Raw genomic sequence first — 18,169 nt, 5'->3', positions numbered from 1 at the left:
CCGCAGCACTTCTCAGCCGCCCACTCCGGGGTAGGGTCTGGGATCGCGCCACTCGCGCTCGAACGGCAGCCGCCACGCGTTGGGCGCGATCAACTGGTGAATTGCGTTGGGGCCCCATGTCCCCGGCTGGTACAGCTTGGCCGGTGGCGGGTCGTTGAGCAGCTCTTCGGAACGCTCCCACAGTGATTCGATGCCTTCGGCGGTGGTGAACAGGGTGTGGTCGCCGCGCATCGCGTCCAGGATCAGCCGTTCGTAGGCCTCCAGCACGTCCACCGCGGTTTCGATCTCCTGGGTGGAGAATTGCATGGACAGCTTGTCCAGTTTCATGCCGGGGCCGGGCCGCTTGCCGTAGAACGACAGAGACACCCGCGAATTGTCCGCGAGATCGAACGTCAGGTGGTCGGGCCCCTGCGTGCCCACCCCCGACCCGGGCGGGAACATGGTCCGCGGTGCCTCCTTGAACGCGATCGAGATGATGCGGATGCCCTCGGCCATCCTCTTGCCGGTGCGAAGGTAGACGGGCACCCCGGCCCACCGCCAGTTGTCGATGCCGACCTTGAGGGCGATGAATGTCTCGGTGTCGGAATCCTTTGCCACTCCGTCTTCCTCGCGATAGCCGATGTACTGACCGCGAACCACGTTCGAGGGCTTGACCGGAAGCATCGACCGGAACACCTTGTTCTTTTCTTCGCTGATGGCGAACGGTTCGAGCGCCGTCGGCGGCTCCATCACCACGAAGGCCATCACCTGGAACAGGTGGGTGACCACCATGTCCTTGTAGGCGCCGGTCTCCTCGTAGAAACTCGCCCGCTGATCCAGGCCGAGGGCCTCGGGGATGTCGATTTGGATGTGGTCGATGAAGTTGCGGTTCCAGATCGGCTCGAACAACCCGTTGGCGAAGCGGAACGCCAGAATGTTCTGGGCGGCCTCCTTACCCAGGAAGTGGTCGATGCGGAAAATCTGGGATTCCTCGAAGGTTTGGTGCACGAAGTTGTTGAGCGCCACCGCGCTGGCCAGATCGGTGCCGAACGGTTTCTCCATCACCACCCGCGACCGCTCGACCAGTTTGGCGTCGCGCAGCATGGTGATCACCGCGCGCGCCGCCTTCGGCGGCACCGACAGGTAATGCAGCCGCCGCACGTTCGGCCCCAGCTTGGCCTCGGCCTCGGCCACCGCGGCGGCCAGCGCGTCGGACCCGGCGCTCTGCGAGATGTAGGTGATGATGTCGGCGAAGTTGCGCCACTGGTCGGGCGTCAGCTTGTGCGTGCCGAACGAGTCGATCGCGTTCTTGGCCAGCTCGCGGAATTCGTCGTTGCCCAGGTCCTCCAGCGACGTGGCGACGATCTGGATGTCGGGTGCCAGCTCGGACTGGTCCAGATACGCCAAACCGGGGATCAGCTTGCGTTTCGCCAAATCCCCGGTGGCGCCGAACAGGACGATCACATGAGGGTCGAGCGGGTCGGTGTGGTGACGACGCGGCCGGGCCTCGGGAGCCGGGTAGGAGATGGTCTGCGGTTTCTGGGTAGCCACCCCTGCGATACTTCCATCGCCGCGCTGCCGTGTCGCGCCTGCTCGGGTTAGCGGTCCTACGATCGGGTACTGGATACCGGCGGGCTGCCCGCGCCTGGGCCCCCACACCAAGCCCGCGCCACCCCCAATGGAATGCGCCGATGGAAAGCGATATGAGCGAACCCGACAAAGACCCGCTGAGCCGTGCTCAGGAGCTCGAGAACATCGTCGACCAACTCGAGGAGAAGGTCGCCGACGACCGCGAAGCCGAGGGTGTTCCCGGAAAGCCCAGCGACCGGGAGGATGCCGCCGTCCGCGGCTCGGACGACGAGCCGCCTGACTAGCGCGGCCGCCGGACCGCGTCGGGCCTCATCGGTCGGGCAGGTCCACGGCGTGCGCGCGGAAGGCCGCCAGCACGTCGGCGGCCGGCCACTCGTCGGCCCGGTACCGGACGGGACTGATCCCCGCGACGGGCAGCAAGCCCACCGCATCGACGACCGTCGGGAACGGCACGGTGAACGTGTCGGCAGCGTTCGACGGGTCACCGGCCGCGAACGTCACGTAATCGGTGTGCGGCAGCTCCCAGGCCGACCCCTGCGCCCACACCGTGGTGGTGCGCCGGCCCCACGGCGTGTCGATCAGCCGCGCCTCGGCCACCTGCTGCGGGAACCGTTCGCGCTCATAGTGTTCCCGCAGATATTCGGTTTGGTGCCGGTATTCCGTTGCGGCCAAAAGGCTTCGGGCGCTCAGCGCCAGCCCGCGCCCCGGGTGGGGGCCGGCTTGGTCGAACGGCACGATGATGGCGCCCGCGATCGTGTACCCCTGCGGGGAGACGGGCTGTTCGGCAGCCAGGTACAGCTGCTCGGCCACCTCGAAGAGCTCGGCCACGCCGTCGGGCGCGTCGGTGCCCAGCACCAACGACCCGTCGCCGGGAAAGAACACCAGCGGCCGGGGGCCGCCCGGGACCGCCAGCGAGCCCAGCCAACCCGTCGCCAACACCATCGAGTCGATGTAGCTGTCGCCGTCGGTGTCCCTCAGCAGGTACTTCTCTCCCGGGGTCAGAATCTGCTGACGCGCGGTCAGGTTCTCCCGGGCCACCGTGAAGGCCTGATCGCCGGTGATGCCCCACGCACCGGTTTCGGCCGGTGTCACCATCGCCCGCACCGCGGGCAGGTCGACGACCACCATCTCGTTGATGAGCGGGAACACCGGACGCACCCAGGGCTGCGCGCCGTCGTTGACCAGCCGGTTGGCGTAGCTTTGCGGGCGTAGCACCGGCCTGAGCAGCGGTTGGGCTTCGGCCCACGTCACCGGCGGCGTCGCCGGTTGGTCGGTTGCCATGTCCACGTGCTTCCTGCTCTCGATCAGCGAACACGCACGTTACACCCTGGGGGCGCCGGCACAAGTCACCATCGGCGCGCGCTCATCCGCCGGCCGCGGGCGGCCCGCACCAGGTGGTGAGGGCGTCGTGCAGCCCCGGGTCGTTCGGGTCGCCGGCCCACGCGACGTGGCCGTCCGGCCGGATCAACACCGCCGGCGGTGCGCTCACCCGCCCGAGCACCGGAAGTTCCCAATCCGCAACACATTTCGCGTCAACGACGCGCACGCGATCGGCCCAGCCGGCGACGCTGCGGCGCCCGGCGCCGGCGAAATTGAGCAGCACCGGCCGGGCGTTTCGCAGCAGGGCGAACACCCGCGATGCGCCGTCGGCGGTGACCAGGTCGAGATCGGGCATGCGCCGGCCCAGCAGCGGATGCCCCGGGCCCAGGTCGTAGCGAACGTCCAGGCCGGATATCATCGCGGCGAACCGTTTCCGCGGTTCGTCCATGCCCAGCAGCTCGGTGACGAGGTCGCGCAGCGCCCGGGTGCGCTCGTCGGGACGCAGCAGCGCCATCTGCGCTATCGCGTTGCGCAGCACGCGCTCGCCGACCGGATGCCGTTCGGCGTGGTAGGTGTCCAGCAGGGCGGGTGGCGACGCGCCGCCGACCACCAGGGCCAGCTTCCAGCCCAGATTCACCGCATCCTGCACGCCGGTGTTCAGTCCCTGCCCGCCCACCGGGTGATGGATGTGTGCGGCGTCCCCGGCCAGCAGCACCCGCCGGTCACGGTAGCGCGCCGCCTGGCGTGCCGCATCGGTGAACCGGGAAATCCAACGGGGACTGTGGATTCCGTAATCCGTGCGGTAGACCGCGATCAGCGCCTGCCTCAGGTCGTCCAGGTTCGGCTCGGCCGCGCTGCGCAGCTGCCGCTCGGTGACCAGCACCCGCACACCCCCGGCCGGCTCCGTCTCGGACAGGGCATGCACGCCGAGCGAATCGTGGTGAATCCCCCACTGCGGTGGTTGCCCTGTCCGCCAATCCATTTCGGCCTCGGCGAGCAGATAGCTCGTCGTCGCCTCCCAGCCCGGGAAGTCGATACCGGCCGCTTTGCGGATCACGCTGCGGCCCCCGTCGCAGCCGACCAGATACTGCCCGCGCAGGGTTCGGCCGTCGGACGCGACGACGTCCACGCCGGTGTCGTCCTGGGTGCAGGTCGCTATCCGGTGGCCGCGGTAAATTGGCACACCGAGTTCGCCGACCCAGTCGGCCAGGATGCGCTCGATGTGGTTCTGCCACAGCGCCAGTCCGTAGGGGTGCCGGGTGGGAAAGTCGCTGATGTCCAGCCGGATTTGGGCGAAGCCGGCGACCTGCGCCACCTGCCCCTCGGCCAGGAAACGATCCACGATCCCGCGCTGGTCGAGGATTTCGAGCGTGCGGGCATGCAGACCGCCGGCGCGCGAGCCGATCAGCTGCTGGTCGGCCCGCCGCTCGACCACCGCGACGTCGACTCCGGCCAACCCCAACTCGCCGGCCAGCATCAGCCCCGTCGGGCCGGCTCCGGCGACGAGCACCGCATGGTCGCGGACCGACCGCTCCGAGAAACGCACACCCCGCATTTCGCCCCCCATTCCGAATTGTGGTTCGAGACAGCGATTTTGCGTCACCGCCCCGGTCTTGCGGCAAGCCCCGGGGTGCGCTATAGGTTGAGAGTGGGAGGCAAAGCCACGCGGTAGCGCTGCCGCGCCGCGTCGATCGCCCGGTGGATGCGTTGCTCGCTGACCGGTCGCGGCGTGCCGAGCTGCTGGGCCCACAGGCTCACCCTCAGTTCCTCGATCTGCCACGCGATGTCGCGGACGTCGGCGGCCGTCTTCGCGGCCTCGGGTAGCTCATCCACCAACTCGTCGTAGGCGTGCTGCGCGGCGTGCACCCGCCGCATCCGGTCGCGGTCGGCCTGGCCGGCCCGGGCCAGCCCGTCCAGGCGGCGACGGATCGCCGACAGGTAGCGGGTGAGATCGCCCAGCCGCGCGCCGCCGGTGGCGGTGACGAAGCCGGCCGGCAACAGCCGGTCCAGCTGGGCGCGGATGTCGGCGACCGCGTCGGCCTGGGCAGGCGGCGGCGTCGCGGGCAACGCCAGTTGCACCTGCTGGGCGGCGGCCAGCACCTGCTCGACACGGCCCACCAGCTCGATGGTGTTGGGCCCCAGCGTCTTTGCCACCCGCTGTCGCAGCGCGGTGAACTCGTCGCGGGTCCACACCGGCTGCGGCACCAGCGCGTCGGTCGCGGCGTCGGCGCAGTCTTCCAGCAGCGCCGGCAACGAGCCGTCCGGGTTGCCGCCCAGCGCCAGGCGGGTGCGTGGATCAAGTTGACGCGCAATAGCTTTGGCCGGTGACGGAATACTCAGGCGTACCAGCCGGCGGAGACCGGCGCCCATCATGCGGACCTGTTCGGCCGATGTCGCGAACACCCTCAGGTCGACCGCACCGCCGGTGTCCACGAACGCCGGGTAGCCCCGCACCGTGCGGCCGTCGAGGCTGCGCTGCACGACGCGGGGCAGTTCGTCGAGGTCGTCGGGCCAGCCGCGCAACCCGGTGCGCTGCAGCCGGGCCCCGACCGTGTCGGCGACGACCTGCCGCGCCGGCGTGGTGAGCCGTTCCTGCAGTGCCCGCAGATCCTTGCCGCGGGCGAGTTCGGTCCCGTCGGTGGACTCCACCGCGAACGTCATCCGCAGATGCGCCGGCAGCTTGTCCAGATCGAACGCGTCGATGGGCACCGAAACCCCGCTGCGCCGGCGCAATTCGCGCTGCAGCGCAGGCAGCAGCGGCTCGGCGGCCGGATCGATGGCGCCCAGCACCGCGCGCGCGGTGTCGGGCGCGGGAACGAAGTTGCGGCGCAGGTCTTTCGGCAGCGACCGGATGAGCGCGGTCACCAGCTCCTCGCGCAACGCCGGCACCTGCCAGGCGAACTCGTCACCGCCCAGCCGCGCCAGCACGTCGATCGGCACCTGCACGGTGACCCCATCGTCGGCGGCGCCCGGCTGGAACCGGTAGGTCAGCGGCAACGTCAAGTCGCCGGCCCGCCAGCTGTCGGGACGGTCGGCGTCGCCGGTCTCCTCGGTGCGCAGCAGGTCGGCGCGGGTGAAGGTGAGCAGATCCGGGGTCTGGTGTCGCTGCTTTTTCCACCACGCGTCGAAGTGCCGCGCGGACACCACGTCGGCGGGGATGCGGGCGTCGTAGAGCGCGTAGACGTCGTCGTCGCCGACCACCAGGTCGCGGCGGCGGGCGCGCTCCTCCAGCTCCTCGAGTTCGCCGCGCAGCCGGGCGTTGTCCGCGAAGAAATGGTGCCGGGTGTGCCAGTCCCCCTCCACGAGCGCGTGCCGGATGAACAACTCGCGGGCCAGCACCGGATCGATGCGGGCATACCCGACCCGCCGGCGCGACACCAGCGGCAGCCCGTACAGCGTCACCTGCTCGTAGGCCATCACCTCGCCGCGGTCGGGGTCCCAATGCGGTTCGCTGTGGCTGCGCTGCACCAGGTCGCCGGCCACCCGCTCGACGGCCTCGGGCTGGATGCGCGCGGCGGTGCGGCCGTAGAGGCGGGTGGTCTCGACCAGCTCCGCCACCACCACCCAGCGCGGCGGCCGTTTGCTGAGCGCCGACCCGGGGGCCAGCACGAAACGGGAGTTGCGCGCGCCGGCAAACTCGCGGGAGTCCTCGCGGCGCATACCCACGTGCGACAGCAGCCCGGCGAGCAGCGCCGCGTGCACCCGGGCCGGGTCGGCCGGCTCGCCGGACTCTTCGGTGATGCCCAGCTCCCGGGCGATGCCGCGCAACTGCCCGACCAGATCCTGCCACTCCCGAATCCGCAGATAGTGCAGGAATTCGGCGCGACACAGCCGCCGAAACTGGTTGCCGGACAACTCCTTTCGCTGCTCACGCAGATAGCGCCACAGGTTGAGATACGACATGAAGTCGGAGTGCTCGTCGGCGAACCGGGCATGCTTTTGGCGGGCCGCCTCCTCCCGGTCGCTCGGCCGTTCCCGCGGATCCGGGATGCTCAGCGCCGCAGCCAGCACCAGCATCTCGCGCACGCAACCCTCGGTCTGGGCCGCCAGGATCATCCGGCCCAACCTGGGGTCGACCGGCAGCCGGGCGAGCCGACGGCCCCGCTCGGTGATCGCGCCCTGCCGGTCGAACGCGCCGAGCTCGGTCAACAGCTGCACACCGTCGCGGACGCTGCGCCGGTCCGGCGGGTCGAGGAACGGAAAGTTCTCGATATCGCCCAGCCGCAGCGCCGCCATCTGCAATAGCACCGCGGCGAGGTTGGTGCGCAGGATCTCGGGTTCGGTGTAGCGCGGGCGGGCCGCGAAATCGGCCTCGGAGTACAGCCGGATGCACACGCCGGGCGCGACGCGGCCGCAGCGGCCGGCCCGCTGCGCGGCCGACGCCTGCGAGATCGGCTCGATCGGCAACCGCTGCACCTTCAACCGGCGGCTGTAGCGCGAGATGCGGGCGTTTCCCGGGTCGACGACGTAGCGGATGCCGGGCACGGTCAGCGACGTCTCGGCGACGTTGGTCGCCAGCACCACCCGCCGGCCGGTGTGGGGCGCGAACACCTTCTGCTGCTCGGCGGTGGGCAGCCGGGCGTACAGCGGAAGAACCTCGGTGTGCTTCAGCCCCGTCAAAGCCTCTGCGGTGTCCCGGATTTCGCGTTCCCCGGACAGAAACACCAACACGTCCCCGGGCGGCTCGACCTCGAGCTCTGCGATCGCGTCGACGATCGCCTCGACCTCGTCGCGTGTTTCGGTGCGCACGATCTCGTGGTCGGGGTCGTCGGGATCGTCCGCGGTTGCGGAGGGCAGGGCGATCTCGAGCGGCCGGTAGCGGATCTCCACCGGGTACGTGCGTCCCGACACTTCGATGATGGGCGCGTTGGCGAAGTGTTCCGAGAACCGCCGCGGCTCGATCGTCGCCGAGGTGATGATGAGCTTCAGATCCGGCCGGCGGGGCAGCAACTCGCGCAGGTAGCCCAGCAGAAAATCGATGTTCAGGCTGCGCTCGTGCGCCTCGTCGAGGATCAACGTGTCGTAGCGCAGTAGGCGGCGGTCGCGCTGGATCTCGGCGAGCAGGATGCCGTCGGTCATCAGCTTGATCAGGGTGCGGTCGCTGACCTGGTCGGTGAACCGGACGGTGTAGCCGACCGTCTCGCCCAGCGGGCTGCCCAGCTCGTCGGCGATGCGCTGCGCGACGGTGCGCGCGGCGAGCCGGCGCGGTTGGGTGTGTCCGATGGTTCCGCTGATGCCCCGGCCGGCCTCGAGGCAGATCTTGGGCAGCTGGGTGGTCTTGCCCGATCCGGTCTCCCCGGCGATCACCACCACCTGATGCGCGCGTATTGCGTCGGCGATCTCCCGGCGCCGCTCGCTGACCGGCAGATCGGGATAGCTGACGGCCGGGACGGCGGCTTGGCGGGCGGCGACGACCGCTTCCGCGGCGGCGATCTGATCGGCCAGCTGGCGCAGCTCGTCGGGCGCGGCGCCGCGCAGCTTTTTCAGCCGCCGGCCGAGGCGCGCGGCGTCGCGAATGGTCAGACCGTCAAGCCGGCCGCGCAGCTGCGCCCCGGACACCGGGAAGGACGGTTCGGCCACTGCTGCCACGATAGGCGTCCTTCGGCGACGGCGGCGCACGGCCGTCCGGTCACGCGTCGGGGCCGACGCGGTGTCAAAATGGCAATGCCGCACGTCGCCATACCGGGGGGTGACGAGGAGATTTGACGGGATGGGCCGAAGCCTCCCCCACCCATCCGGCGATAGAGACGCCCGCCCCTATCGATTGCGGCTGCGCGCCGATGCGGGCAGCGTCTTCTACCGCACCCAACAGGCGCGCATGTTGCGAATCTTCTTGGGGGCCACCACATTCCTCTACGCCTACGGTGTGGTGTTCACCTTGTTCCCGATCCGCGCGGGGTTGACCCTGTCCAATCCGGCCGGCGGCATCGTCGCGGTCGGTCTCGGTCTGGGGGCGCTGGCCTGGCTGGCCGCCCGGCCCGACAAACCCGCGCCCGCGACGGTGACGGCGATCGTGGCCACGCCGATCGTGATGGCCTTCCACCGGGTGATCATCGCCGAGTTCGTCTGCCTGATCGCGCCGATGTTCCTGGCGATGTACCTGCGCGCGTTCTACTCGCCGCGCCGCGGCGCGGCCCTGGTCGCCGTGCTCGCCGGCCTGTCCGTGGCGGCCCTGGCGGTCGCGCCCACGCCGAAGCTGTCGATCGACTACGCGATCTTCGTGATCGCGATCATCGGAGCCGCCGAGTCGTTCGGGTTGCTGACGCGCGCCCTCGTCACGGCGGCGTGCACCGATCCCCTCACCGGCCTGCTCAACCGTGCGGGGTGGGAGATCGCCACCGCGGACCTGCTGTCCCGAACCCGTTCGGCCACAGCCACCGTCACCGTCGTCGCGCTGGACATCGACAACTTCAAGACACTCAACGACACCGAGGGCCACGTCGCCGGCGACGAATATCTGGTGCGGTGCGCCGCCTTCTGGCGCCAGGTCGCGCCCGCCGGCGCCGTGCTGGCCAGGTTTGGCGGCGACGAGTTCGCGGTGTGCATCGCCGACCACCACCCCACCAGTGCCAAGGCGGACCAGTTCGTGGCCAGCGTCCGCCGGCACACCCCGGACACCAGCGTCGGCACGGCGTCCGGCGCGGGCGCGAGCGCCGACATCGCGTCGCTGTACGCGGCCGCGGACGCGGAGCTGTACAGCGCCAAGCGCAGGAGGCGAGATCCCGGGCTGCGACCCGCCCGCGGTTGACGGCGGCCGAATGCGGGTATCAGGCGGCAAGCGCATCCAATGGGAAGCCGGCTCGGGTGGGGGAAGTGATCGGCGATGGTCGGTTGGCTGGACAGGCTTCAGCGACGGAATCGGGCCGTCGGCGTGATCGTCGGTGTCGTCTACAAATACAACGACGACCAGGGCGGTTACCTCGCCGCGCTGATCACCTACTACGCGCTGGTGTCGCTGTTTCCGCTGCTGCTGCTGTTGACCACCGGCCTGGGGGTGATCCTGGCGGGCCGGCCCGATCTGCAGGCCCAGGTGCTGCACAGCACCTTGAGCGAGTTCCCGGTCATCGGAAGCCAGCTGCACCACCCCGAGGGCCTCAGCGGAGGAGCGGCCGGCGTGATCGTGGGCCTGGCCGGTGCCCTGTACGGCGGCCTGGGCGTGGGTCAGGCGGTGCAGAACGCCATGGACTCGGTGTGGGCAGTGCCGAAACACAAGCGCCCCAACCCGATTCGGTCGCGGGTGCGCAGCCTGCTGCTGCTTTTGGTGCTCGGCTCGGCGGCCATCGCGGCGACCCTGCTGGCCGCGGCGGGCCAGGCCACGGCGGGGCTCGGCTTCCTCGGCAAGGCCGGACTTGCACTCACCTCGGTGGCCATCAACGCGCTGATCTGCCTGGTGCTGTTCCGCCTCACCACCGCGCGTGCGCTGTCCTACCGGCAGGTGTGGCCGGGAGCCGTTGCGGCAGCGCTCGTTTGGCAACTCCTGCAATGGTTCGGGGCCGGCTATGTCGCGCACGTGGTGAAGCGGGCCAGCGCCACCAACAGCGTGTTCGCGTTGGTGCTGGGCGCGTTGGCCTTTCTGTTCCTGGCGTCGACCGTGCTGGTGGTGTGCGCGGAGGTCAATGTCGTTCTGGTGGAGCGGCTGTACCCGCGCGCCCTGCTCGGCGCATTCAGCGACGACGCGGATCTCACGTCGGCCGATCGCCGGACCTACACCAAGAAGGTCAAGGCCGAACGCGTCAAGGCCTTCGAGCGGGTCAGCGTCAGATTAGACGACGCCAAACGCTCACCCGCCAAAACCGTTGGGCGCCTTAATATTTTCGGCGATGTGCGGCGGCCGCGCACACCGTGAGCCGGGTGGGCGGCGGCCTTGTGCGAACGCGATGGCGACGGGGAAATAGTCTCCCCTCATGAGTCTGGTCACCTATGAGCTGCACGACCACGTCGCCACCATCACCCTGAACCGCCCCGAGGCGCGCAACGCCATCAACGGCGCGCTGCGCCAGGACCTCAATGCGGCCTGGGACCGCTTCCGCGACGACCTGGACGCCTGGGTCGGGATCCTGACCGCCAACGGCGACGTGTTCTGCGCCGGCGGTGACCTCAAGGACGGCGAAGGCTCGGTCGGCACCTTCGGCGGCACCTTCTGGGAGAAGCCGACGATCAACTCCTTCGAGTCCGGCATGGAACTGTTCAAGCCGACCATCGCCGCCGTGCACGGCCCCTGCATCGGCTACGGCCTGACCGGGGTGTTGTTCTGCGACTTCGTCATCGCCAGCACCGAGGCGACGTTCTGCTATCCCGAGGTGGCGATCGGCGTGCCCACCATCGTCGGGGCGATCCGGTTGCCCCGCCGGGTGGGCTGGGCCAATGCGATGGAGCTGCTGTTGACCGGCAAGCCGATGAGCGCGGAGCGGGCCAAGGAGATCGGGCTGGTCTGGAAGCTGGTGGAGCCCGACCGGCTGCAGGCCGAGGCGCGGGCCTGGGCCCGCACCCTGACCGAGGCCGCACCCCTGGCCCAGCGGGCGACCAAAGAGGTGGCGTGGCGCACCGCGGACATGGGCTGGATCGAGTCGGTGCGCTTCGGCGAGACCATGCGCAAGGTGGCCGGGGCCACCGAGGACGTCGCCGAAGGCATCCGGGCCTGGACCGAGAAACGCAAGCCGCAATGGCGCGGCCGGTGAGGCGTGCCGGCCGGGCACCGGCACCGCCGCGCCGGGCGGTGTGTCAGGATTCCAGGATGAATGCACGCAGACTTGCCCGCTTGGTTGGTATCTCGGTTGTGACGACGTGGGCGCTGCTGAGTGCACCCGTGGGCAACCCGGTCGCCGCCGCCGACCCCTGCTCGGACGTCTCGGTGGTGTTCGCCCGGGGCACCCACCAGGAACCCGGTCTGGGCAATATCGGACAGGCCTTCGTCGACTCGCTCACCTCGCAGCTCGGCGGGCGGTCCGTCGACGTGTACGCGGTCAACTACCCGGCCAACGACGACTACCACAACAGCGCGAACGCCGGCGCCGACGACGCGAGCGCGCACGTCCAGGACACCGTGGCCGCCTGCCCCAACTCGCGCATCGTGCTCGGCGGCTACTCGCAGGGCTCGACCGTGATCGACCTGGCCACCAACGCGATGCCGCCCTCGGTGGCCGACCACGTCGCCGCGGTGGCCCTGTTCGGTGAGCCCTCGAGCGGCTTCTCCACCATGCTGTGGGGCGGCCAGCCGCTGCCGACGATCAACCCGCTCTACGGCGGCAAGACGATCAGCCTGTGCGCCCCCGACGACCCGATCTGCTCCGGCGGCGGCAACATCATGGCGCACGTGTCCTACATCGACGCGGGCATGACCGCGCACGCCGCGACGTTCGCGGCCAACCACCTCAACCAGGGCTCGCCGCGCACCTAGCGACCGCTCACCGTGGCTGCGGCGTTGCCCCTGGTCAAGTTGTTCCGCGACACCGTCGCGGTGCGGATGTCGGTGGCCGTGCTGCTCGGCGTCGCCGTCGCCGTGGTGGTGGGCAACACCGTCGGCTGGCGGTTCGCGCTGGTCGGCTGGGTGGTGACGGCCGGGGTGTATGTGGCGTGGACGCAGCTCATCCTGTTCGGCATGGACGCCGAGCAGACCCGCGTCTGGGCGACGCGGGAGGATCCCACCCGCTGGGTTGCCGACGCGGTCATTTTGTCGGCCAGCGTCGCGAGCCTGGCCGGGGTCGGTTACGTGGTGGCCGCCGGGTCGCATGCCGGCGCTCGGGCGGTGGCCGCCGCCGTGCTGGGCATCCTGGCGGTCGCCGCGTCCTGGTTCGCCGTGCACACCCTGTTCACCGTGCACTACGCGCGGCTGTACTACTCGGGTCAGCCGGGCGGCATCAACTTCCACGACCCGGAGCCGCCCCGCTTCCGGGATTTCGCCTACGTGGCGTTCACGGTCGGCATGACCTACCAGGTGTCCGACACCGAGATCGGGCTGACCGCCATCCGGTCCACGGTGCTGCGCCACGCCCTGCTGTCCTACCTGCTCGGCGCGGTGATCCTGGCCGTCACGATCAACTTGATCGCGGGGCTGGGCGCCAAGCTCTGAGCGGCCCCGGCCGATCGGCTACCGTCGGGGCTATGTCCAAAGTCTCCGGCAACGAGTTGATCGACGACGTCACCCCGGGCGACCTCATCGCCGTCGACCGCGGGTCCGGTGAACGGGCCTACAAGGTCGTCTTCAAGGACGCCACCGACGGGGGCTATCTCGTCACCCTGGAAAGCGACGGCGGCGAGACCTTTCAACTCGACCTGCCCGCCGGCACCCGGGTGACCCGGGCACTCGAGGCGAAATGGGAATCCGCCCAAAGCCCCACGCCCAACGCCGATGACTGACGTCTCTGCGTAGACGCCCGGCGATCCGGGTAGGCGTCTCGGTGACCGGCTCGCCGCGAGTCGGTGCCGCGACGAAGGGGGTGGGCCGCCATGACCGCACAACCGCCCGCCGCGCCGGACGCTACGATTCGACGGTGACCGGGTCGCCGACGGTGATGACCCCCTCGGCCAGCACCGCCAGATAGGCCCCGGCGCACGGCTGCGGGCCGTGACCGCCTGTGTCCAAACGATTTTCGGCCGCGGGAATGCGAAGCGCGTGCGGGGCCCGCGGCAGCCGGCCGTGCTCGAGAGTGGGAACCACGCAGCGCGACGTGGCAGTCAGCACCCGCAACCTGGCCTCCCCGACCGTGATTTCGCTTCCCGCCCAATCGTTTTCGGCATACGGCGGATAGCCCGGCGGGGTGGCGATCACCAGGTTGGGCCGGTAGCGCAGCGCCTCCACCCCGATGTGCTGCAGGGTGGCGGTGGTGATCGCATGCAGCGGGGCTTCGTCGGTGAACGAATGACCCGGGGTGGCCGCGGAGATCCGCAGAATGCGGCCGTCGACCTCGGCGTCGAGGCCGCGCTCGAGCAGCTGCTCCGGATCGGGGCGCACCAGCGTGGCGCCGTCGGGGCGGCGCGCGATCAGCCGGACCCGGCGCCGCGTCAACCGGGAGATCAACTCGTCGACGCCGGGGTCATCGGCGGCCACGTCCATCCCGTCGGGCAGGCTGATGCGCACCCCACTCGCATCGGCGCGCGCGGTGCACGTCAACAGGTCACGCCAGAGCCGGGGATTCTTGGCGCTGGCGACGTGTCCGGTTTCGTCGTCGACGAGCGCCAGCCGCCGGTCGCCCTGGGCGCCGTGCTCGTCGACCGCCAGCCGGTCCAGCGTTTCGCCCAGCATCGACTTCACCGGGTAACGCAGCAAGGCCTCGACCCGCATCGGCACCGCGGCGCGGGCGGCCGTCGACTCGTCCATCACCCACCTTCACTCGGCGCAACTGCACACTATTGTTCGCTGTGCTCACTGTGCCCGAAACGCCGGGGCCGCACCACCGTTCAGATCGGCGCCGCGGTCACCACGATCGACTGATCACTGGTCTCCCAGGCCGTCATGAACGTGGCGACACCGACCTGTTCGTCGGCGTGGTCGATACCCGGGTCGTTGAGGTGCACGATCTGGGTGTCCGTGTCGATGCCCGTCACGACCAGGAAGTGGTCGGCTTTGGTGCGCTGGTCATCGGCGTTCAGGATGACCGAGGAGTTGACGAAGGCGATGATCTTGCGGTTCTTGGCGAGGTATTGCTCCAACGCGGGCAGGCCGGTGCGGTCCGGCTCGGTCGCCGAGACCATCTCCGACTTGATGCCGAAGTGATCGAGCAGCACGACGAGGTCGGCCAACTCGATGCCGGCGTTGGGGCCCGAATGGCTGGGGTCGTTGCGCGGCGCGTAGATCGGACCGGGATTGGTGCCCGACGGGGTCGACTCGGCCAGGTCGAGCATCTGCCGTTCACTCGGTGCGGTGCCGGTGATTTCGCCCACCACGTCGGCGACGGAGACCAGTCCGCAGTTGTCCTCGAGCGACTGCGCCGCCCAGTAGCGGGCGGCGGCCGCGGGATTCCCGTACCGGCCGGGAGTAGCGGTCGTGGACGACGGATTATCTTGTGCTGCAACGGCTTTGGTCGCCGACGTGGTCACCGACGCGGTCGCCGCGGTGGTGGCCGGAGGGGCGGCGCCACACCCCGCGACGAGCGGCGCGCCGGCCAACCCGATGCACGCCGCGAGCACGGCAACCCGGGCGGCGCGGCCGAGGCGGAGGGTGGGCATGCGTGCTACCGGATTTCGTCGAACGGTCGAAGGGCCAGCAAACGGTAGCACCCCGGGCGCGGCGCTAGGGCCAAATCACAGTGAACCCTCGAAATCAGCTTGGCAGCAGGCGCTTCTTCTGTTCTTCGAATTCCTGCTGCGTCAGGATCCCCGCGTCCCGCAGCGATGCCAGCTCGCGCAGCTCGGCGGCGATGCTGGTGATCGGTCCGCCCGCGCTGACTGCCGGCGCCGCCGGCTCCTGTTTCGGCGCCTTGCCCGGTTCTTGGCCCGGTTCGCGCGGCGCCTTGGCGGCCTCGGCCCGGGCCCGCTCGCGACCGAGGCCGGTGGTGCCGGCCATCGCGCGCCCGGCCAAACCCGCCGCGGCCATCTCGCCGAACAAACTCCCGGTGCCAGCGGGTGCGGCGGTGGCCGCGGTTTCGGCGGCGGCGGTCACCGTGGTGGCCGGCAGCGCCAGGGCGGCCGGCCGGATCGCCGGAGCCGCGGCCGTCCACGTCGGCGGCACCGACAAGGTTCCGACGGTTTTCGCCTGGCCCAGGCCCGCCGACGCCAGCGTCCCGAAACCGCCCGCCGGGTTGGTGATGACCGGGAACGGCGACGGCGGCACCGCTCCGGTGCCCGGCCAGGGTTGCACGCCGGCCCAGCCACTGACGATGTCGTCGGTGTGGAAACCGGTCAGGGCGCCGGCGATGTCGAAGGGCAGCGCGATCGTGGCCGAGGGTGCGTCGACGCCCATCCCGACCACGCTGGCCGGCGCGTCGAGGAAGATCGCGATCAGGTCGCTCTCCAGCCCCAGCAGGTCGGTCACCGACGGGTCGCCGAGCGCGTTCGGCGACACCGCAAGGTTGTTCAGCATGTTGGGCACCGCCGAGAACGGCTGCTGCGTCACGGTGTTGCGGGTGCTGCCGGCGGCGGTGGCCGCGGCCTTCGACACCGCCTGCGACTGATCGGCGCCGGAGTTGGTGGTCGGATCCGGTTGGGTGAACGGGGTCAGCCGGGTCGCCGCGGCGGCGGCGCCGGCGTAGCCGTACATGGCGGCCGCGTCGCGCGCCCACATCTCGGCGTACTCCGCCTCGGTGGTGGCGATCGCCGGCGTGTTCTGCCCCAGGATGTTGGTCGCGACCAGCTGGGCGAGCAGCGTGCGGTTGGCCGTGACCACCGGGGGCGGCACCGTCTCGGCGAACGCCGTCTCGTAGGCGAAGGCCGCCGCCCGGGCGTTGTTGGCGGTCTCTTCGGCCTGGGCTCCGGTGGTGCGCATCCACGTCAGGTAGGGCGTGATCGCCGCGATCATCGCGGCCGCCGACGGCCCGACCCACGGCCCGGAGGTCAGGGCGGTGATCTCCGCCTGATAGGAGTCCGCCGTCGAATGCAGGGTGGCGGCCAGCTCGTCCCACGCCATCGCCGCGGCCAGCATGGGTCCCGACCCCGGACCGGCGTACATCCGCGCGGAGTTAACCTCCGGCGGTAGTACCGCGAAGTCCATGTCGTTCTCCTCCGATCGCTGCGCTGGCCGTGCCGGGACGGATGGCGTCAGCGCGGGTCATGCCGGGCGTGCGTGATGTGGGACGTGATCTGGGGATAGCCACCTGAGCAGCAAACAAATCGCAATCCTTCTGGTACTGCCGGTACCGCATCGAAGTCCAGCCGGATGAGAGCCCCCAACTGTCCAGGATCGGTCGCACACATCTGCAACTGTCGCCCACGTTCACGAATACAGCGAAATTGTTGCGGTGGGTTAACGCTAGGTTACCGGGGCGTGACGGCTGCGATCGACAAGGGTATGACGCGTCGTGAGCAAATTGTTCTCAGTGCGGTCTCAGCCGCGCGCTTCCAGCAAAAACCGTGGTCACCTCGGCCCGCGGGCCCGCCGGGACCTTGCGGGCGGGCGGCCCGGGGGGTGTTCTGCTTGGATTCGGAGCAGCATCCGTGAGTGAGGTTGGTTGATGAAGATTGTGCTGGCCACCTACGGCAGCCGGGGCGACGTCGAACCCTGCGCCGCCGTCGCCCGGGAGTTGCAGGGCCGCGGCCACGACGTCCGGATCGCGCTGTCGCCCGACCAGCTCGGCCTGGCGGAGTCGGCCGGACTGCGCGCGGTGGCCTACGGGCCGGACAGCCGCGAGCAGATCAACACCGCCACCGATTTCGTCCACACGGTGCAGAATCCGATCAGCGCGCTACCGCAGCTGACCGAGCGGGTCACCGCGGTGTGGGCCGCCAAGAGCGAAACGCTCGCCGCGCTGGCGGCAGGCGCCGATCTGCTGGTGGCCGGGATGAACGAGCAGCGGCTGGCCGCCAACGTCGCCCAGCGCGTCGGCGCCCCGCTGGCGGCGCTGCACTTCTTCCCCGCCGACACGCTGGAGCTCGGCTGGATACAGTCACACGTCACCGCCGCCGCCGAAGCCGCCCAGCGTCAGGCGCTCGGTTTGCCCGCCGACGCCGGGCAATCGGACCGGGCGGCGCTGGAGATCCAGGCCTACGACGAGCTGTGCGTGCCCGGGCGGGCAGAGCAGTGGGCGACGGCGGGGCACCGGCGGCCGTTCGTGGGGTCGCTGACCCTGGGCCTGCCGACCGGCGTCGACGACGAAGTACTGTCCTGGATCGCCGACGGGACCGCGCCCGTCTACTTCGGCTTCGGCAGCACCCCCGTCAGCTCCCCCGCCGAGACGGTCGCGGTGATCAGCGCTGCCTGCGCGCGGGTGGGTGAACGGGCGTTGATCTGCAGTGGCCCAAACGATTTCACCGGCATCCCGCCCGAGGACCACGTGAAAATCGTGCCGGCGGTCAACCACGCCGCGGTCTTTCCGGCCTGCCGCGCGGTGGTGCACCACGGCGGGTCCGGCACCACCGCCGCGGGTTTGCGGGCCGGCGTGCCGATGCTGATCCTGTGGTTGTGGCTCGATCAGCCGGTCTGGGCTGAGGCGGTCAGCGCGTTGGAAGTCGGCCTCGCGCGCGCGTTCTCGGCGTCCACCCTGGACTCATTGACCGCCGATCTTCGCTGTGTGCTGGACGGGCGCTACCACGACCGGGCCCGGGAGGTCGCCACCCGGATGACCAAACCCGGCGAAAGCGTCGCGGCCGCGGCGGATCTGCTCGAGGACGCCGCCCGCGGGGGCTGATC

At 70.2% G+C, this 18,169-nt stretch carries 15 protein-coding genes; 8 read left to right on the top strand and 7 right to left on the bottom strand.

All coding sequences use genetic code 11. The features are described from left to right. Positions 1-12: 12 nt before the first annotated feature. A complete protein-coding gene (gene zwf / locus MAA44156_RS08345; protein WP_029248483.1) occupies positions 13-1,530 on the bottom strand; it encodes a glucose-6-phosphate dehydrogenase in 1,518 nt (505 codons plus the stop codon). Between the two features lie 140 nt (positions 1,531-1,670). Here zwf and MAA44156_RS08340 point away from each other — a divergent pair, with 140 nt between their 5' ends. Further along, on the top strand, positions 1,671-1,853 hold the full coding sequence (locus tag MAA44156_RS08340) for a hypothetical protein (protein WP_003876669.1): 183 nt from the start codon (positions 1,671-1,673) through the stop codon (positions 1,851-1,853). Positions 1,854-1,878: 25 nt separating this feature from the next. Here the strand turns inward: MAA44156_RS08340 and MAA44156_RS08335 are convergent, their stop codons facing one another. From MAA44156_RS08335 to hrpA, 3 genes are all read right to left on the bottom strand, one after another. Next, entirely contained in the window at positions 1,879-2,856 is a 978-nt protein-coding gene (locus MAA44156_RS08335) for a DUF1444 domain-containing protein (protein ID WP_003876668.1), read from the bottom strand. Positions 2,857-2,932: 76 nt separating this feature from the next. Then, positions 2,933-4,444, bottom strand: coding sequence for an FAD-dependent monooxygenase (locus MAA44156_RS08330; protein ID WP_023880035.1), 1,512 nt, complete (start codon positions 4,442-4,444; stop codon positions 2,933-2,935). A gap of 80 nt (positions 4,445-4,524) precedes the next feature. After that, positions 4,525-8,478, bottom strand: coding sequence for an ATP-dependent RNA helicase HrpA (gene hrpA / locus MAA44156_RS08325; RefSeq protein ID WP_029248484.1), 3,954 nt, complete (start codon positions 8,476-8,478; stop codon positions 4,525-4,527). Between the two features lie 175 nt (positions 8,479-8,653). Between hrpA and MAA44156_RS08320 the strand changes: the two genes are divergently transcribed. From MAA44156_RS08320 to MAA44156_RS08295, 6 genes are all read left to right on the top strand, one after another. Then, positions 8,654-9,637, top strand: coding sequence for a GGDEF domain-containing protein (locus MAA44156_RS08320; RefSeq protein ID WP_009976836.1), 984 nt, complete (start codon positions 8,654-8,656; stop codon positions 9,635-9,637). Between the two features lie 75 nt (positions 9,638-9,712). After that, the gene (locus MAA44156_RS08315; protein ID WP_009976838.1) at positions 9,713-10,735 is read left to right on the top strand and encodes a YihY/virulence factor BrkB family protein; all 1,023 of its coding nucleotides are present in this window, start codon (positions 9,713-9,715) and stop codon (positions 10,733-10,735) included. A 58-nt stretch (positions 10,736-10,793) separates the two neighbouring features. Beyond that, positions 10,794-11,567 carry an enoyl-CoA hydratase/isomerase family protein gene (locus MAA44156_RS08310; protein ID WP_009976840.1) on the top strand — a complete coding sequence of 258 codons (774 nt, stop codon included), beginning with the start codon at positions 10,794-10,796 and terminating at the stop codon, positions 11,565-11,567. A gap of 56 nt (positions 11,568-11,623) precedes the next feature. Next, positions 11,624-12,286, top strand: a complete 663-nt coding sequence (locus tag MAA44156_RS08305; RefSeq protein ID WP_023880038.1) for a cutinase family protein — start codon at positions 11,624-11,626, stop codon at positions 12,284-12,286. 12 nt (positions 12,287-12,298) lie between these two features. Continuing rightward, positions 12,299-12,958, top strand: a complete 660-nt coding sequence (locus MAA44156_RS08300) for a DUF1345 domain-containing protein (protein WP_011725014.1) — start codon at positions 12,299-12,301, stop codon at positions 12,956-12,958. A 32-nt stretch (positions 12,959-12,990) separates the two neighbouring features. Continuing rightward, positions 12,991-13,245 (top strand): hypothetical protein, encoded by a 255-nt coding sequence (locus MAA44156_RS08295; protein ID WP_009976844.1) that lies wholly within the window; start codon positions 12,991-12,993, stop codon positions 13,243-13,245. 121 nt (positions 13,246-13,366) lie between these two features. On the opposite strand, the gene MAA44156_RS08290 is transcribed toward MAA44156_RS08295, so the two are convergent. The 3 genes from MAA44156_RS08290 to MAA44156_RS08280 all read right to left on the bottom strand — a co-directional run bounded on the left by MAA44156_RS08290 (position 13,367) and on the right by MAA44156_RS08280 (position 16,534). After that, a complete protein-coding gene (locus tag MAA44156_RS08290) occupies positions 13,367-14,206 on the bottom strand; it encodes an MOSC domain-containing protein (RefSeq protein ID WP_009976846.1) in 840 nt (279 codons plus the stop codon). 80 nt (positions 14,207-14,286) lie between these two features. Further along, positions 14,287-15,054, bottom strand: a complete 768-nt coding sequence (locus MAA44156_RS08285) for a C39 family peptidase (protein WP_003876658.1) — start codon at positions 15,052-15,054, stop codon at positions 14,287-14,289. Positions 15,055-15,148: 94 nt separating this feature from the next. Then, complete coding sequence (locus MAA44156_RS08280; protein ID WP_011725017.1) at positions 15,149-16,534, bottom strand: PPE family protein, SVP subgroup; 1,386 nt, start codon at positions 16,532-16,534, stop codon at positions 15,149-15,151. Positions 16,535-16,994: 460 nt separating this feature from the next. On the opposite strand from MAA44156_RS08280, the gene MAA44156_RS08275 reads away from it, so the two are divergent. Then, positions 16,995-18,167, top strand: a complete 1,173-nt coding sequence (locus MAA44156_RS08275; protein WP_009976848.1) for a glycosyltransferase — start codon at positions 16,995-16,997, stop codon at positions 18,165-18,167. Positions 18,168-18,169 lie beyond the last annotated feature (2 nt).

It is taken from the genome of Mycobacterium avium subsp. avium (assembly GCF_009741445.1).
GTDB lineage: Bacteria > Actinomycetota > Actinomycetes > Mycobacteriales > Mycobacteriaceae > Mycobacterium > Mycobacterium avium.
Note: the sequence above shows the minus strand (reverse complement) of the source record. Positions and strands in the feature narration are given on the sequence as shown.

What these genes read in the sequence shown, in the direction of transcription:
- MAA44156_RS08340 (WP_003876669.1), top strand. Translation starts at nt 1,671, where the DNA reads ATGGAAAGCGATATGAGCGAACCCGACAAAGACCCGCTGAGCCGTGCT.
- MAA44156_RS08330 (WP_023880035.1), bottom strand. Translation starts at nt 4,444, where the DNA reads ATGCGGGGTGTGCGTTTCTCGGAGCGGTCGGTCCGCGACCATGCGGTG.
- MAA44156_RS08315 (WP_009976838.1), top strand. Translation starts at nt 9,713, where the DNA reads ATGGTCGGTTGGCTGGACAGGCTTCAGCGACGGAATCGGGCCGTCGGC.
- MAA44156_RS08310 (WP_009976840.1), top strand. Translation starts at nt 10,794, where the DNA reads ATGAGTCTGGTCACCTATGAGCTGCACGACCACGTCGCCACCATCACC.
- MAA44156_RS08305 (WP_023880038.1), top strand. Translation starts at nt 11,624, where the DNA reads ATGAATGCACGCAGACTTGCCCGCTTGGTTGGTATCTCGGTTGTGACG.
- MAA44156_RS08295 (WP_009976844.1), top strand. Translation starts at nt 12,991, where the DNA reads ATGTCCAAAGTCTCCGGCAACGAGTTGATCGACGACGTCACCCCGGGC.
- MAA44156_RS08290 (WP_009976846.1), bottom strand. Translation starts at nt 14,206, where the DNA reads ATGGACGAGTCGACGGCCGCCCGCGCCGCGGTGCCGATGCGGGTCGAG.
- MAA44156_RS08285 (WP_003876658.1), bottom strand. Translation starts at nt 15,054, where the DNA reads ATGCCCACCCTCCGCCTCGGCCGCGCCGCCCGGGTTGCCGTGCTCGCG.
- MAA44156_RS08280 (WP_011725017.1), bottom strand. Translation starts at nt 16,534, where the DNA reads ATGGACTTCGCGGTACTACCGCCGGAGGTTAACTCCGCGCGGATGTAC.
- MAA44156_RS08275 (WP_009976848.1), top strand. Translation starts at nt 16,995, where the DNA reads ATGAAGATTGTGCTGGCCACCTACGGCAGCCGGGGCGACGTCGAACCC.